The following is a 14,955-nucleotide window of genomic DNA, read 5'->3' as shown; positions in this document are numbered from 1 at the left end:
AACCGATCGTATAGTCTTTGCCTATTCAATAAAAAGGCGGTTTCCCATGAAAAACAGTCATGAAGCATTGGTTGAAAGTCAGTTTGGCGATCGGGCACAGGCTTATCTGAGCAGCAGCGTCCATGCGCAGGGAACCGATCTGCAAAGGCTGACGGAATGGTTAAGCGACGATGCTCAGGCCAGCCTGCTGGATGTCGGCTGCGGCGCGGGTCACGCCAGTTTTATCGCTGCCGGCCAGGTCGCGCAGGTAACCGCTTACGATCTGTCGGAAAAAATGCTGCAGGTGGTACGTGAAGCGGCGAAAGAACGCGGCCTGACTAATCTGCACACCGCTCACGGCCCGGCGGAAGCGCTGCCTTTTACCGATGCGAGCTTTGATGTGGTTATCAGCCGCTACTCTGCGCATCACTGGCACGATGTCGGCCTGGCGCTGCGCGAAATCAAACGCGTCCTGAAACCGGGCGGCAAATTTATCCTGATGGATATCGTTTCGCCTGGCCAGCCCGCGCTGGACGTCTGGCTGCAAACGGTAGAGATGCTGCGCGATCCTTCGCACGTGCGCGACTATTCGCAGGGCGAATGGCTGAAGATGGTCAACGAAAGTGGCCTGATCGTTGATCGGCTGGCGGTAGATCGTCTGGATCTGGAATTCACTTCCTGGATCGAAAGGATGCAAACACCGGAGACGCTGGTCGGGGCGATCCGTCTGCTGCAGGAAAAGGCTTCGGAGAGTGTGAAGCGCCATTATGCCGTGCAGCCGGACGGCTCATTCAGCACCGATACCCTTATGTTTCAGGCGCGCTAACTGTCTTACTTTGTCCAATTTTTTTAATTGCGGATGCGTATGATTCGCGTTTTTATTTTCACCTGTGGAATAAAACGCATGACGACGCCTTCTTACAAAATCCGTACGCTGACCGCATTGGTCAGCTTTGCTCTCTTTTCACCTTCTCTGGCGCTGGCGGATGACGATACGCTGGTCGTGACCGCTTCCGGTTATGAGCAGCGGCTGGAAGATGCGCCAGCCTCCATTACCGTGATCCCCGGCGAATCGCTGCGCAAGCGTTCCATTCAAAACCTGGGCGATGCGGTAAAAGATGTGGAAGGCGTGGTCGTAAGCGGCAGCGCCAACGAAAGCGATATTTCTATTCGCGGCATGCCTGCCGATTACACGCTGATTTTAGTAGATGGCAAACGCCAGAGCGGCCGCGATTCGCGCGTTAACGGTAATTCCGGCTATGAACAAAGCTTTGTACCGCCCGCTTCCGCTATTGAACGTATCGAGGTGATCCGTGGGCCGATGTCTTCGCTCTATGGCTCCGATGCTATCGGCGGCGTGATCAACATCATTACCCGCAAAGTTTCCCATCAATGGGGCGGCACGCTTTCTTACGATTATGCCGCTCGCCAGCACCGCGATCAGGGCAATGCCGCCAACACGCAATTCTATCTTAACGGCCCGCTACTGCCGGACGTGCTGGGCTTACAGCTCTGGGGACGTTATCTGGATCGCCAGGCGGATGACAATGTCGAGACCACTAACGGTTTTACCAAAGCGCATCATAAAGATGTCACTGCGCGTCTGGCCTTTACGCCAACCGCTAAGCAGACCTTTTTACTGGAAGCGGGTGCCAGCAGGCTGAAAAACGGCGACGGCGTCAGCGCCAACTGGGCGACGCGCGAGCAGAAAAACAACCGCGATCACTGGTCGTTTACCCACGAAGGCCAGTGGGATTGGGCGATGTCTACCCTTTCGTTCTCGCAGGAAAAAACCAGCCGTGAAGGTCTGGCCAGCCCGACGCAAACCGATGTGCTGGGCCGCAAGCCTACCATTAAAAACAGCGTTTTCGACGCAAAGCTGGTGATGCCGACAACTTATCACACCACGACCGCTGGCGCGCAGTGGCAGGAGAACCAGCTTAAAGACTGGAACCAGGGCGACAAAACAAAGCAGAACCACTATTACAAAGTGCTGCAACGCGCGCTGTTTTTAGAGGATGAGTGGCGAATGGCCGAAGCCTTCTCGCTGACTGGCGGTCTACGCCTGGATAATCATGAACAGTACGGTAATCACTATAGCCCGCGTCTGTACGGCACCTGGTTCGCTACCGACGAATGGACGATTAAAGGCGGCATCGCACGTGGGTTTAAAGCGCCGGAAATCCGTGCGGTAATCGATGGTTATGCCGTGCTTCGCCGCAATACCTGGGCGATGTTGGGCAATCCGGATTTGAAGCCGGAAACCAGTACTAACTACGAGCTATCGGCAATGTGGTCAAACCGCGACGATCTGTCGGCCAGCGCCACCGTTTTCTATAACGATTTCAAAGACAAGCTTTCTACCGTTACCACCACGGAACGCTGGAACGGCTATATCGTGATGGATCGCGTGAATATAGATAAGGCGGTAATCAAAGGCGTGGAGCTAACCGGTAGCTGGCAGATCGCGCCAGCCTGGTCGCTGAAAGGCAACTATACCTTTACCGATTCCGAACAGAAGAGCGGCAGCAATCGCGGCGCGCCGCTGGCGCTGACGCCAAAACACAAAGCCAGCGCGCGCAGCGAATGGGATGTGACTGCCGATACGCAACTGTGGGCCGCCGCAACTTATTACGGCAAGGAATACGGCACTTCGGTCACGGCGGATGCTGCGCCTGGCTACACCACGGCCGATATTGGCGTTTCTCACCAGTTAACACGTAGCGTGACGCTGAACGGCGCGGTTTACAACATCGGCGACAAGCGGCTGGATGATGAAACCTACGGTACGGTGAATTATGGCCGTACTTTCTGGGGCGGCGTCAGCATCGACTTTTAATCGCCGCAGGCAGTTCGATAACTGCGCACAAACCGGCGGGCGGACGATTCTCCAGCGTCAGCTCGCCGCCGTGCGCGTGGATACAGGCGCGGGCAATGGATAATCCCAGCCCCAGCCCGCCGCCTGCTTCCTGGGGTCCCGGCGCGTCGGTCAGGCGCACAAAAGGCTCCAGCGCCTGCGTCAGATTTTCCGGCGCGATCCCTGGCCCATGATCCAGTACTCTGATATGCACGCCCTGTGCATTCTGGTACAGATGGAGTTCAGCATCGCCGCCATAGGCCAGCGCGTTGTCAATCAGGTTACCCAGCGCGCGACGTAGCGCCACCGGGCGGCAGTTGAGGGTTATCTCCTCTGCGCCCTGCCACGCAATAGCTTTTTCCTGCATACGATAGCGCCGCACCAAATCGTCCAGTAGCAAAGTCAGCGAGCAGAGCTGCGACTGCTCCTGGCTGGCCTCGCCGCGCACAAAATTCAGCGTTTCGCTAACCATCGCTCGCAGGTCGTTCAGGCTTTCCAGCATATCGTCCCGCGCCGGGCCAGGCTCAAGCAGCTCCACCTGTAGCCGCAAACCGGTTAGCGGCGTATTAAGATCGTGGCTCATTGCCGCCAGCATGCGGGTACGGCTTTCGATGTGCCGCGCCAGGCGCAGCTGCATCAGATTAAAAGCGCCGGTCAGCTCTCGCGCTTCCTGTGGGCCGGTCAACGGCAGCGGCGGCGTCCATTCTCCCCGGCTGATTTGCTCAGCCGCGCCCGCCAGCGTTTTTATTGGCCTGACGATGCGGATCATAAAGAAAAGGCTGAGCAGCAGCGGCACGCTGGCTACCGGCAGCGCGTAAGCCAATAGCCGGTTCCACTCGTAAGCAGAAAACATCGGTTGAATGGCGTTCAGATAGGTTCCATCCGGCAGCGCGACGGTAGTGCGTAAGCGCAGCGGCTGCCAGCGTGAAGCGCTGAACAGATGGCCACGCGCCAGGCTGCCGTCAGCTCGTTCCAGCTGCATCAAAACCTCCGCCCCAGGCGGCAAAGCCAGCCGCTTTTTCAGCTCGCGGCTAAGACGGCGTTCTTCCTCACGCATTGGAAAATACCCAACTTCCGGCTGCCTGTCCTGCCAGAAGCGTGCACCACCTTCCTGCATGGCGCTGAGCAGCGGCGAGTCGCCAGCCCGGTAAGCCAAAGCTAATCGCTCCAGCGCCAGCGACCGCGATTCGGGATGCAGCAGCGAGCCAGCCAGTTGCAGCGTGAGTAAGGCAACCAGGTTCGCCAACAGCAAAGCCATCACCAGCAGCAATACCAGTTGCCCAACCATTTTTTTCGGCCAGAAGCGCTTCATGCCTGCGCCTGTACATCGGCGGCCAGATGGTAGCCCTCGCCCCAGACCGTCACCAGCAGCGTCTCTTCCGGTAGCATTTGCATCAGCTTGCCGCGCAGGCGGCTCACCAGGCGATCGATGGCCCGGTCAAAAACTTCGTTGCCTTCGCTGATACAGAGATCGATAAGCTGCTCGCGGCTCAGGACGGTATAAGGCCGCTGCAAAAATGCGCTTAAAAGCTTGCCTTCCATAGTACTCAGCCGCATCTGTCCGCCGCTGTTATGGCTCAGTATCCGGGTAGCGGGAACAAAATGCAGAGCGGAAAAAGCCCAGGCCTGCGGCATCGCCAGCCGCTTTTCCGGCAGCGGCTGGTAGCGGCGCAGCACGCTGTGAATGCGCGCTACCAGCTCGCGAGGTTCAAAGGGTTTCACTATATAGTCGTCTGCGCCCATATCCAGCCCCATGACCCGATCTGACATAGCATCGCGGGCAGTCAGCAAAATCACCGGCGTTTTATAACGCCGTTGAATCTGGTGGCACAGCTGCATGCCGTCGCCGTCCGGCAGTATCACATCCAGCACTATCAGGTCGAAAGTTTTTTCACGCAGCATCAGCCAGAGCGTATCGGCGCTTTCGGCGGTAGCAACGGAGAAGTCATGGCGGCGAAGATAAGTCGCTAACGGCTCGCGGATTTTACGGTGGTCATCCACGACCAGAATACGCCGGATAAGATCGGTCATTGGGAAAAAGTCCTGCGGCGCGGCGCGGCATCATGGTTTTTAAAAGAGAATTTATCTCATTTAGCCTCAATTTTCATCTGCGGCTTCGCCGCTCTGGCGGGCACGCAGAGTCCAGGCCATAGTTATCGGACGCGACTAATTAAGGATGACAAGAATGAGAATCGCCTGTCTGGGTTGGGGATCGCTTATCTGGAAGCCCGGCGCGCTGCCGGTTAAAGGAGAGTGGCATCAGGATGGCCCATCAGTACCCATTGAATTTTCCCGCATCGGTGACGGCGGCGAACTGGCGACCGCCATCTGCCTGAATGCCGAGCCCGTTCCCGTGCTTTGGGCCTGGCTTGCGACGGAAGATCTGGCAATCGCCTGTGAATTATTAAAAGAGCGAGAAGCGATTCCGGAAAAGCGTATCGACGGCATCGGCTCGCTAATAGTGACCCATAGCCCTGTCGGCATGCTGGCTAAATGGGCGCAGAGGCGCGATATCGACGCGCTTGTCTGGACCGGTCTGCCGCCGCGTTGCAATCATATTGAGAACCGCGTGCCCTCTTTGCAGGCCGCGCTGGCCCACCTTGACGGGCTGCAAGGCGAAGAGCGTGAGCATGCCAGAGACTATTTCAGCCGGGTACCGAAACAGATCGATACCGCTTATCGCCGGGCCATTGAGGAGAATTTAGGCTGGCGTAGCTGAATTCTGATTATTGCCTTGGTAGCTTTTTATTTCTGATTGGGGCAAAGACTATTGGCGGATGAGGGCAATGTTAATAGTCAAAGACCGTTTTTTACCGGATACAATTTTCAGCTATAAAAAAACCCGCTACGAGGCGGGTTTTATCGCGATAATCTATTTTACGCTTAACTGCTCAGGCTGTTGCCTTCATCGCTATCGTAAGCGCAGGAATAATATTACCGCGTTATTGTGTTAGTAATATTACAGCGCAACAACGTTAGCGGCTGACGGGCCTTTGGCGCCGTTTTCAATGGTGAACTCAACCTTCTGGCCTTCGTCCAGCGTTTTGTAGTCATTGCCCTGAATTGCAGAGAAATGTACAAATACGTCTTTGCTGCCGTCCTGCGGAGCGATAAAGCCGAAACCTTTATCCGCGTTGAACCATTTTACTAAACCAGTCATTTTACCAGACATCTTTATTTCCTTAATTTTAAGCCACTTATGGGCATGAAGGCCTGTTTCCAGAGCATAACTTATGGGGCGCTTAGAAGAAGATCAGAAGGAAGGATATCTTGGGATAACGCTTGCGCTGAGGACTGCTTTACTAAAACTGCTTTCATAAGGTCTGTATTCCAAACCGATGGCGCTATTAAGTCATGCCTGAGCCAGTTAAGCAATGTTTATTTTTATTATTTTATTTACCCGGCTTTTTTCTGCGGCCTGTTTAAAAGACGTAAGGATAAAATACGCTATGATTTGACTAAGTTGCGTTAAATAGAAGCGCCAGCATAAACGTTGCCGCTTCGCTTATTTTTTTGTTTTCAGGTTAGCCGCAGGAGAAACGCTTAATGCCGCAGGAAATTTATACCCGCTACGCCAGCCTGCAAAACAAAACGGTAGTGATTACCGGCGGCGCCAGCGGTATCGGCGCGGATTTAGTCACCGCTTTCGCTCAGCAGCAAAGCCGCGTGCATTTTCTGGATATCGATCGCGAAGGCGAAAAGCTGGCGCAGCAGCTCAGAGCGACTTTTCACTATTGCGATCTGCGTAATGTCGATGCGCTACGTACGGCGATCGCAAAGATCGCCGCGCAGGAAGGTACTCTGGATGTGCTGGTCAACAATGCAGCCAACGACGATCGTCACGATCTCTTTGCCGTTGAGCCGGACTACTGGCGCGATCGGCTGGCGGTAAATCTGGATCATCAGTTTTTCGCCAGCCAGGCGGCGGCGGAAATCATGCGCCAGCAGAAATCGGGCAACATCATTCTGACCAGCTCCACCTCATTTATGAGAGGACGGCCGGGCATGGTCGGTTATACCACAGCAAAAGCCGCTATCGTGGGGCTAAATCAGACGCTGGCCCGCGAACTGGGACAGTATGGTATTCGGGTTAACTGCCTGGTACCAGGCGCAATCGCCACGTCCAGACAGCAGGCGCTGTGGCGTACGCCCGAAGCGCAGGCGGAAATTCAGGCCTCGCAGCCGTTAAAAATTACCCTGGTGGGCCGTGACGTTGCCGCAATGGCGTTGTTTGTCGCCTCTGATGATGCGCGAGGCTGCACCGGCGCGCAGTTTATGATCGATGCGGGCATCCGCCTAAGCTGAGTCAGGCTTCTGCAGAAAAGGCATTAGCGCCGCCAGCATCTTTTCCGGCACCTCTTCCTGCGGCGAATGCCCGCACGGCAACGCCTGGCCGCTGACGTTATCTGCTTTTTCCTGCCAGGTTGCTACCACATCATAAAGCTGGCCGACCGTGCCTTTTTCGCCCCACAGCAGCAGCAATGGGCAAGCGATGCGCTTATCGCTGTCCGCCGCGTCATCTTCCAGATCGATAGTCGCCGAGGCGCGATAATCCTCACAGGCTGCATGAATCATCGCTGGATCGCGATAGCAGCGCAGGTAGTCGGCAAAGATTTCTGGCTCCGTCGCGCCAGGCGTTTTCAGCTGGCCCTCAATATGTTTTTGCAGGAAGAAAGCGGGATCGTTGCCGATCATTTTTTCCGGCAGCGGCGCGGGCTGGATCAGGAAGAACCACCAGAAGTAGCGCGTGGCGAACTCTTTATCGGTTTTGGCATACATAGTGGCGGTTGGCGCGATATCGATAAAAACGCAGCGATCGACCTTTTCAGGATAATCCAGTGCCAGCCGATGCCCTACTCGCCCGCCGCGATCGTGGCCAACAAAAGCGAAGCGCTCATGGCCCAGCGCAGACATGAGCTGAACGATATCCTGCGCCATCGCTTTTTTGCTATAGAGGCTGGTATCGCCTTCCGGCTTGTCGCTGTCGCCGTAGCCGCGTAAGTCTGGCATCACCACCGTAAAGCGCTGGCTTAGCTCAGGCGCAATCTTCCGCCAGGCCAGATGGTTTTGCGGATGCCCATGTAGCAGCAGCAAAGGCTCGCCGCTGCCCATTATAGCGACCCGCAGGCGGATACCGTTGGGCAAGGTGACATCTTTAAGGATACAGCTGGGGATAAAAGGAGAATCGCCCTGATTTATTACTGCATTGATTTGCTCACCCATGCTTTCTCTTACCCCTTGTTCCTTCGTTACTCAGACTCTAAGCCTGGCTGAAACCGAATGTCCGAGGGGAAAATTTATTTTGGGTTTAGATAAAAAATGGGGCGCTGTCGATACGGCTTATTATGCAAGCCGGGGAAAACCTTGCGAGAAAAATTAGCCGCGGCTCGCTAAGCGAAAAAAGAGAAAATAAAAAACCCAGTGAAAACACCGGGTTGAGTTTGATGACAAAGTGTGCAGGTGCAGGCTCAGGAGGGCCTGTGTCTTCCGCAAAGACGCAAAAAACGTCCTCCATGACGGCTGCCGTCCATGGCCCGTAATGCTTTGCTCCAGCCACAGGCCCTCCATTGCTTCACGTTTGTCAGCAGTTTGAACCCAGTAAAAACACTGGGTTGGGCGTCATCAAACTTTTAGCTGAAGACCAGAATTTTTCCGGAAATCAGAACGGTTCAGATAACCTGATACTTATAAATCGTGAAAAAAAACCTTTTTTATCAGAAATTAAGACATAAGAAATGATTTAACTGTAAAGAATTTAGTTAAAATATAATCTATCAAAGTGCATAATTTTACTTTTTTTGGTGACCCAGCTCGGACCTTTGACTCAATCTGGCATAGATTTTGGTAAGAGATCAAAAAACCGGAAATCTCAAAAAGTGCGTGGAATTAAACCAAGTGTGCTTACAGTACAAAGACTAGTATGATAACCTTTGCTAAGTCAGGTTTTACACTATGGAACAGTTACTATATGAGTGCTATAGAAAACCAAGAAACAGTTATACAAGAAGTTAATAGTTTACATCCAACAACGTTGTTTCACTTTACTAAAAATGAAGAGGCATTCTATAGCATTTTAACAGAACTCTATTTTAAACCATTCCTTGCCCGTGAACGCATAGTCGGAGTAAAAGGAAGAAGAAATTTCGCAGTACCAATGGTTTCATTCTGTGACATCAAGCTTTCTCAGATTAAAGATCATAGTGGAAAATATGGTGAATTTGGATTTGGGTTAACAAAAGAATGGGCTGAGAAAAATGATCTCCATCCCGTTCTATACATGAATCAAGGCAGTGAATTATTTTCAAAGTATAATAAAAGAATTAGAAAACTAAAGGATGCGTTAATTCCGCTATGGTCGAAAAGGCATATTCTTGATAATAAAGAGCGTAAGTATTTTGAAAGCCTTAAAGAAGAGTACGCTGACCTTTATAATTTATTACGCTATATGAAAAATTATAAAGGGAAATTAGAAAGGACGAACGAAAAAACCATTGAGAATTATATCTACGCTGACGAAAAAGAATGGAGATATGTACCGCATCCGTTTGTTGGCGATTTATGGCCTAGCCTAAATTTAGAGCGAGTGGTGGAACCTAACCAAAAGGCCGTCTTAAGTAAAAAGTTCTCTGAATTTGGCATTAGTTTTTCTTTCGATGATATTAAATATATACTTATTCCTGATGATAGCCACGTTTCCAATTTGATAACTTGCCTTATGAGTATAAGAAATTATGATCATTATATAATAAGTAAAGTTTTAACGATGGATAAAGTAAAACAGGATTTCTAACACTTCCACATAGAAATTCCATTAATAAACAAGAAATTAGCTTTATTTAGGACAGCTTTACCTAAAGCTGAAAAGTGCTAAATATCAAACTTTCATCCCATAAGCTATGATATAGCACTCACTTTATTGACAAATTCCGAGGTATTCATGAAAGGTCAGATCGATATCGAACTCCAAAGATTGATACGGGCGCGGTATAACACCGCGGTAGAAAATTGGAGTGAATGGAAATGGTTAGAAATCGGGCATGGCGTCGTCATCATATATCTCGGTTAAAATCTAAGAGAAAAACATATCGAATTGCGTTGGCTAAAACTGAAAAAGTTGTAGGGAAAATTTACTGCACCCCTTGTGCTTGTTCTTGTTATTTATGTGGTAATCAAAGAATTTATCACGGAGTGAACATTCAAGAGCAACGAGCTTTGCTGCGTTTTACTGATTGACTTATAAGATATTAATCTTTTCGATAATAAAAAGGCTCCAATCCCTGGAGCCTAAATTGGAAAAGCTCTCATTAAAATTATTATTTTCAACTACATCACAGAATATTTTCCCGTGACATATAACCAACAACCGATCCTTTCTCTACCAAAAAATCCAATATTACTAAGACCTCTTGTTTCAACTGTTTGGTTCGTCTAATTCGCTCACGCTCATTGTTAATATATCGCCTAACCAAACATTCTAAATAATAAACAGTATCATTTTCCAATTTCTTTTCCCATAGTTTTTTATTAACCGACAATATTTCTGAAAGCCAAGTTATACCTTGATTAAGATAGCAACTGGCAATGTTATTCAAAGATTTGGCAAGAGAATATAAAGTTGAAGGGCAATGGCCCATAGTCCTAGATACATCGCAAAAGAATTGACTATTGCTATCTTTAAATGTGTGCCAACCATTAGAGTTTTCTTTCCATGGAGATTCAGCAAAAAGGTAACTTTTTATAATTTTATCTACATACCAATACCTATCTCCATCCTTGCACAAAGTAACCACTTTATCAAAAAACAAATCCCAAACCTTCCAAAATTTGGCGTAAGTATTTAATCTATCTTCGACGAGAATAAATTTTTTAAATAACTCTGAAATAGGCTCTGAACCGTTGAAACCATCAAGAAAAGGTTTTATATAATCGGGAATATCGCTCACGGGCGCATGAAGCGTAAAGTAGGCAAATCTTTCCAAGAAAGACTGCCGAAGAGCGTAATCAACTCTATCTTCTCGAACACTTGACAATAGGCTTGTAGAAAATCTTTTAACAATTAAGGAAACCAATTGCTTATGTTCAATATTAACAGTATCAACTGGAATTAATTGGAAAGCTGTGTTCAAAATATGTAGATCAACTTTATCCATACTTCCCAAATCATCTATGGATATTTTATTATCGATGACATTTGATATGCAATGCTTATAGTTATTTAAAAACACCTTATTAATATTTATTTTTTTAATGTCATAGTCTACTTGACGATAACTTTCATGAATGATTTTTCTTGAAAGGATTACATATTTTGGCTTTAAAATCAAAAAACCAAACAATAGGGACTGCATATCATCAAAATAGTCTAGCCATAATTTATGAATCACCATACTAGGAAATACTGAGTAGCGCCCACCTGCCATTCCAATAGAGTGGTCATTAAACAGTGTCAAAAGTAATATTGTTTTTATAGTCTCCCTTTCCATTGGATAATTATGATAAATCACGGGTAAGGCTGAAATTGCCGAGGTTGTTCCATCTTGTACCTGATAATTATAGCCTTCCTTCAAAGGAAGTTTAGAATACGCTAGAACAATATCTTTACAGTATTCTCTCTCTTCATTATTCAACTGATTAAAATAATCTAACAGTAATACAGAACAAACGTCTGCTGGTATATTACCATTTAATAGTCTGAAATCTTCACCCCCTTCCTCATTAAGCTTTTTTATTATTTCTTTGGTCTCTTGTAAAGCAATTTGCGGATTGTCCTCATACATTCCATAATTCTTATAACGTTCATCCTTTTCTCTTTTATAGCTTGCCCATAGTTTCAGCGTTACATACTTCATATGCTCGGAGTTTTTCTTTATTGCTTCCTCACTATATTGCTTTAGTTTAGGGTCAATCTCAGGATTGAATGATATCTCAATCCCTTCATCTTTCTCCTTGGTAGTTATTTTCATCTTTCGTCGATCCATTCTTGCCAAGCAGAGCCTCCACGTCTTATCGGCTTCAGTTTCTTGAGCTTCATCTGGAAGCTGATTATAGTATTTGTCGAAAATATCCCAGAGCACTTGTTGCCTTTCAATAGCATCTTTCTCCGTTATATTTTCACTCCTGAAAATTTGATAATGCAAGGCAAGATTTTCAAGATAAGTATTTCTATGCACATCATCGCAAGCTTTAATTCTATCTTCTTCGTGCAAAGAGTTTCTGTAATCTGTACCGCCAAAGCCATCCCTGAGGGAGATTAATGAACTTTTATGTGTTCTGTCTAGAACCATTCGATTCATATCAAAACGGAAGAAATCCTTTGTTTGGAATAGTACTTTAGCTACATTGAATGTCTTCTCAGGGAATGCAAGTACAATACTCGTAACTACTGCAGAAATAGAAGCTGACTTGGTATTTCTTAACAAGAAAAGAAGCCAACTTTCCAACACTTTCGAATCTGCATTTTTAAAATTCTCAAGAAAAAACTTTTCCAATGCCATATGAATTGATGAAAGTAAGTAGGTAGAGACCTGTGTTCCTCGATATGAGCACCACAGACGATTGCATATATATTGCTTTATAAACTTTCCTTCTTCAATAAAGACATCTACTTCTTCAATTTCGTTTTTAGCAAAATGGGAGTGGGCAAAACATATCGTTGTCTTGTTCGTAAAATCAAGAATAAAGTCTATTGTTTTTTTGAACTGTGATTGTAGTAACCAATATATAGGAGTCTGATATGGACTTTCTGGATAATAGTCGTGATGAGACCTAAATAGACCGAACTCATCTTCAATATCCATACTGTGATAACGTTCGCCTGTTTCTTTAAGTGGCCGATACCAGAACAGATCTGCCAATTGTAGAACATATTCCGGGAGAGATGCCCAAACCGGATATGAATCTAAGTCAGTAAGGATTAAGGTCATAAGGTCGAAATATGGGGTACCGTGCTCGTTCCACCTATTTTTAAGAACCTTAACTAAAACCTCTTCCATTTCAGGTTTAATCATGGCCGCCCCATGAAGAATCGTATGCAGAATATTTTTCTCATTATCCCTTCCGGATAAATAGACATCCTCATCTATAGTCCATTGATAATATTTTAGGGCTATCAAACTAGATAATCGAGTCGTTTCACCCACTTTGTTTCTTTGATTCCACTCCTGAATCACAGGAAGTATAAAATTAATATTTCTGATCCCTATTTCATCTAAGTTTTCATAGATAAATTGGATCACACTCTGCCAACCAGTTCCCTTAGGCTTAGTAAGAACATATTTAATGGAAAGCAGATCTGAATTACTTACACCTAACTGTTTAAGCAGATCGTAATCAACGTCCTTGCAAGCAAGCCTCAATAAGAAAGTAAGTCTTTTTAATAGATTCTGGTCACTACTAAGTAAATATCTTTTAAAGTAATTAAAAAATATGCTTGAATTGTCGGAAAGAAGGACAGCTACCCATAACTCGTCTTTCCAAAAATTTGATATTCCTTCTCCACAGACTATTTCTGCGATAAAAGGCTTTATGGACTGGTCATCTAAAAGCAATCGTTCAGATATCCAATTCCGAAAACTACGGCGAACAGGAAGTGATTCTCCTATTTTTTCGAAGAACTCGTTATTGTTCGCTTTACGGATATAATCGACAGAAATTTTCTTTTCTAATGCCCATTCCTCGTATATATCATGTGTAATGAAGTAACCAGCAGCTTCATAGCCGACAATTCCGTCTTTAACTAACTCATCTAAAATTCCAGTATCACATGCCGCGGAGACAAAAAATTGGCCCTCACTAGCCCGCTGAAAAGCAGTCGCTAAGAAACACTGCTCCCGAGAAGGTTTATTTTTGACGATAATCTTATTCCAAAGCTTTTCTTTGAAGCTCACATAATCGATGCTTTCACCGGTATAGAACCTCAAATATTCACTTAGATAAAATGGATTTTTGATTAGTTCTAATAATCGAACATCTTGAGGAAGGCTAAATCCATTGTTATCAGATAACTCTATTAGCTCGCCGCGTTCAAGGTTCTTTATTACTAAGTTTCCAGGAGTTATCTTATAAATATCTATGAAAGCATAGTTCAGATCTGCCAAGTAGTTGTTACGGGTTGTGAAAACAACCTGCCATTTATCCTTTATTAAAACAGTCAGGAATTCTTTAAAAGGATCGATATTGGTCAGTTCTAAAAGCTTTTCAGCAGAATCTACGACTATGACTTTACGTAATTCGTCTTGATGAGCATTAGAGAAATCGTCTAAGCCATGCGCACCGAATAGCTCATTAATGCTGTCCTTTTTAAACTCGCTAGCCTTAAAGACATAGAAAGGAGTGTATTGTTTTTCTGCTTCATAAATTTTTTTGATAACTGCTGTTTTTCCAACCCCACCTTCTCCGCTGACGATGACAATTTTTTTCTGAACTAGATTCTCATGTAGAAGTTCTATGCAATGTCGTCTGTCAATTTCAATATTTCTGTCTTTGAACTCTATATTGGTTTGAATTTCATATAAAACATTTTCTGTGTGCTTGCGCTTTTCTTCTAATAAATCAAAGATGCTTTCATTAAGGGAGAAGAAATGTTTAGCAATCTTTTCATTCTCAACTATTACAAACGGTGATTCAAAAAAACTAGCAACTCTCCATACTATTTCGATACCCGACTCATATGCTTTCTGATCAACTTCAATTTTTATTTTGGGATCGTTACTATTTCCGACAGTTTCCAAATAATTATCAGCGTTCTTATCGCCTTCAGGTTCATGGGACTTTCTCCCCTGCCCCCACTCTTGATTAGTATAGAAAATGATTTTACTTAATCCTGGATAAGCCTTTTTGCTTTTCTCAATCATTTCTATAAGATCAGCTTTGTTATCCGACAATTTTGTGTCATAGAATTTAGATTGCCAACCGATAATTTCATTATCTTTGGTTATTGGATTAGTTTCGATACCAGATTGATTCTTATATCTAAATATACCTGCGGGCATTTTGAATTCTTGACAGAACAACAAGTAGCAAAACCACTCAAAATTACCTTGAGGATTCTCACTAAATTTAGCTTTAAAGTTATCCCAGTTTGGTTTGACCATTTAATTATTCTCCTATTTTTTTGTAAA

10 protein-coding genes are annotated in these 14,955 nt (G+C 46.3%); 5 read left to right on the top strand and 5 right to left on the bottom strand.

The genetic code is table 11. The features are described 5' to 3' along the window. Positions 1–46 precede the first annotated feature (46 nt). Positions 47–805 carry a class I SAM-dependent methyltransferase gene (locus ACETPC_RS15510; protein WP_380182788.1) on the top strand — a complete coding sequence of 253 codons (759 nt, stop codon included), beginning with the start codon at positions 47–49 and terminating at the stop codon, positions 803–805. A gap of 78 nt (positions 806–883) precedes the next feature. After that, complete coding sequence (locus tag ACETPC_RS15505; RefSeq protein ID WP_380182786.1) at positions 884–2,818, top strand: TonB-dependent receptor domain-containing protein; 1,935 nt, start codon at positions 884–886, stop codon at positions 2,816–2,818. Here the strand turns inward: ACETPC_RS15505 and ACETPC_RS15500 are convergent. Next, on the bottom strand, positions 2,802–4,148 hold the full coding sequence (locus ACETPC_RS15500; RefSeq protein WP_380182784.1) for an ATP-binding protein: 1,347 nt from the start codon (positions 4,146–4,148) through the stop codon (positions 2,802–2,804). The genes ACETPC_RS15505 and ACETPC_RS15500 overlap by 17 nt on opposite strands. After that, the gene (locus ACETPC_RS15495; protein WP_380182782.1) at positions 4,145–4,867 is read right to left on the bottom strand and encodes a response regulator transcription factor; all 723 of its coding nucleotides are present in this window, start codon (positions 4,865–4,867) and stop codon (positions 4,145–4,147) included. The genes ACETPC_RS15500 and ACETPC_RS15495 overlap by 4 nt, the downstream gene beginning before the upstream one ends. 154 nt (positions 4,868–5,021) lie before the next feature. Here ACETPC_RS15495 and ACETPC_RS15490 point away from each other — a divergent pair, with 154 nt between their 5' ends. Next, complete coding sequence (locus tag ACETPC_RS15490; RefSeq protein WP_380182780.1) at positions 5,022–5,555, top strand: hypothetical protein; 534 nt, start codon at positions 5,022–5,024, stop codon at positions 5,553–5,555. Positions 5,556–5,795: 240 nt separating this feature from the next. On the opposite strand, the gene cspA is transcribed toward ACETPC_RS15490, so the two are convergent. Further along, entirely contained in the window at positions 5,796–6,008 is a 213-nt protein-coding gene (gene cspA, locus ACETPC_RS15485) for an RNA chaperone/antiterminator CspA (RefSeq protein ID WP_336142317.1), read from the bottom strand. Positions 6,009–6,382: 374 nt separating this feature from the next. Here cspA and ACETPC_RS15480 point away from each other — a divergent pair, with 374 nt between their 5' ends. Continuing rightward, on the top strand, positions 6,383–7,141 hold the full coding sequence (locus tag ACETPC_RS15480) for an SDR family NAD(P)-dependent oxidoreductase (RefSeq protein ID WP_380182778.1): 759 nt from the start codon (positions 6,383–6,385) through the stop codon (positions 7,139–7,141). On the opposite strand, the gene ACETPC_RS15475 is transcribed toward ACETPC_RS15480, so the two are convergent. Then, a complete protein-coding gene (locus tag ACETPC_RS15475; protein WP_380183045.1) occupies positions 7,133–8,047 on the bottom strand; it encodes an alpha/beta fold hydrolase in 915 nt (304 codons plus the stop codon). The two genes, ACETPC_RS15480 and ACETPC_RS15475, sit on opposite strands and share 9 nt — an antisense overlap. A gap of 757 nt (positions 8,048–8,804) precedes the next feature. Here ACETPC_RS15475 and ACETPC_RS15470 point away from each other — a divergent pair. Next, positions 8,805–9,626, top strand: a complete 822-nt coding sequence (locus ACETPC_RS15470) for an abortive infection system antitoxin AbiGi family protein (RefSeq protein WP_380182776.1) — start codon at positions 8,805–8,807, stop codon at positions 9,624–9,626. Between the two features lie 538 nt (positions 9,627–10,164). Here ACETPC_RS15470 and avs4 read toward each other — a convergent pair. Beyond that, positions 10,165–14,928, bottom strand: coding sequence for an AVAST type 4 anti-phage nuclease Avs4 (gene avs4, locus ACETPC_RS15465; protein ID WP_380182774.1), 4,764 nt, complete (start codon positions 14,926–14,928; stop codon positions 10,165–10,167). Positions 14,929–14,955 lie beyond the last annotated feature (27 nt).

This window comes from Pantoea sp. sgz302252 (assembly GCF_042610525.1).
Taxonomy (GTDB): Bacteria; Pseudomonadota; Gammaproteobacteria; order Enterobacterales; family Enterobacteriaceae; genus Erwinia.
This window is presented reverse-complemented; position numbering and strand designations above follow the sequence as displayed.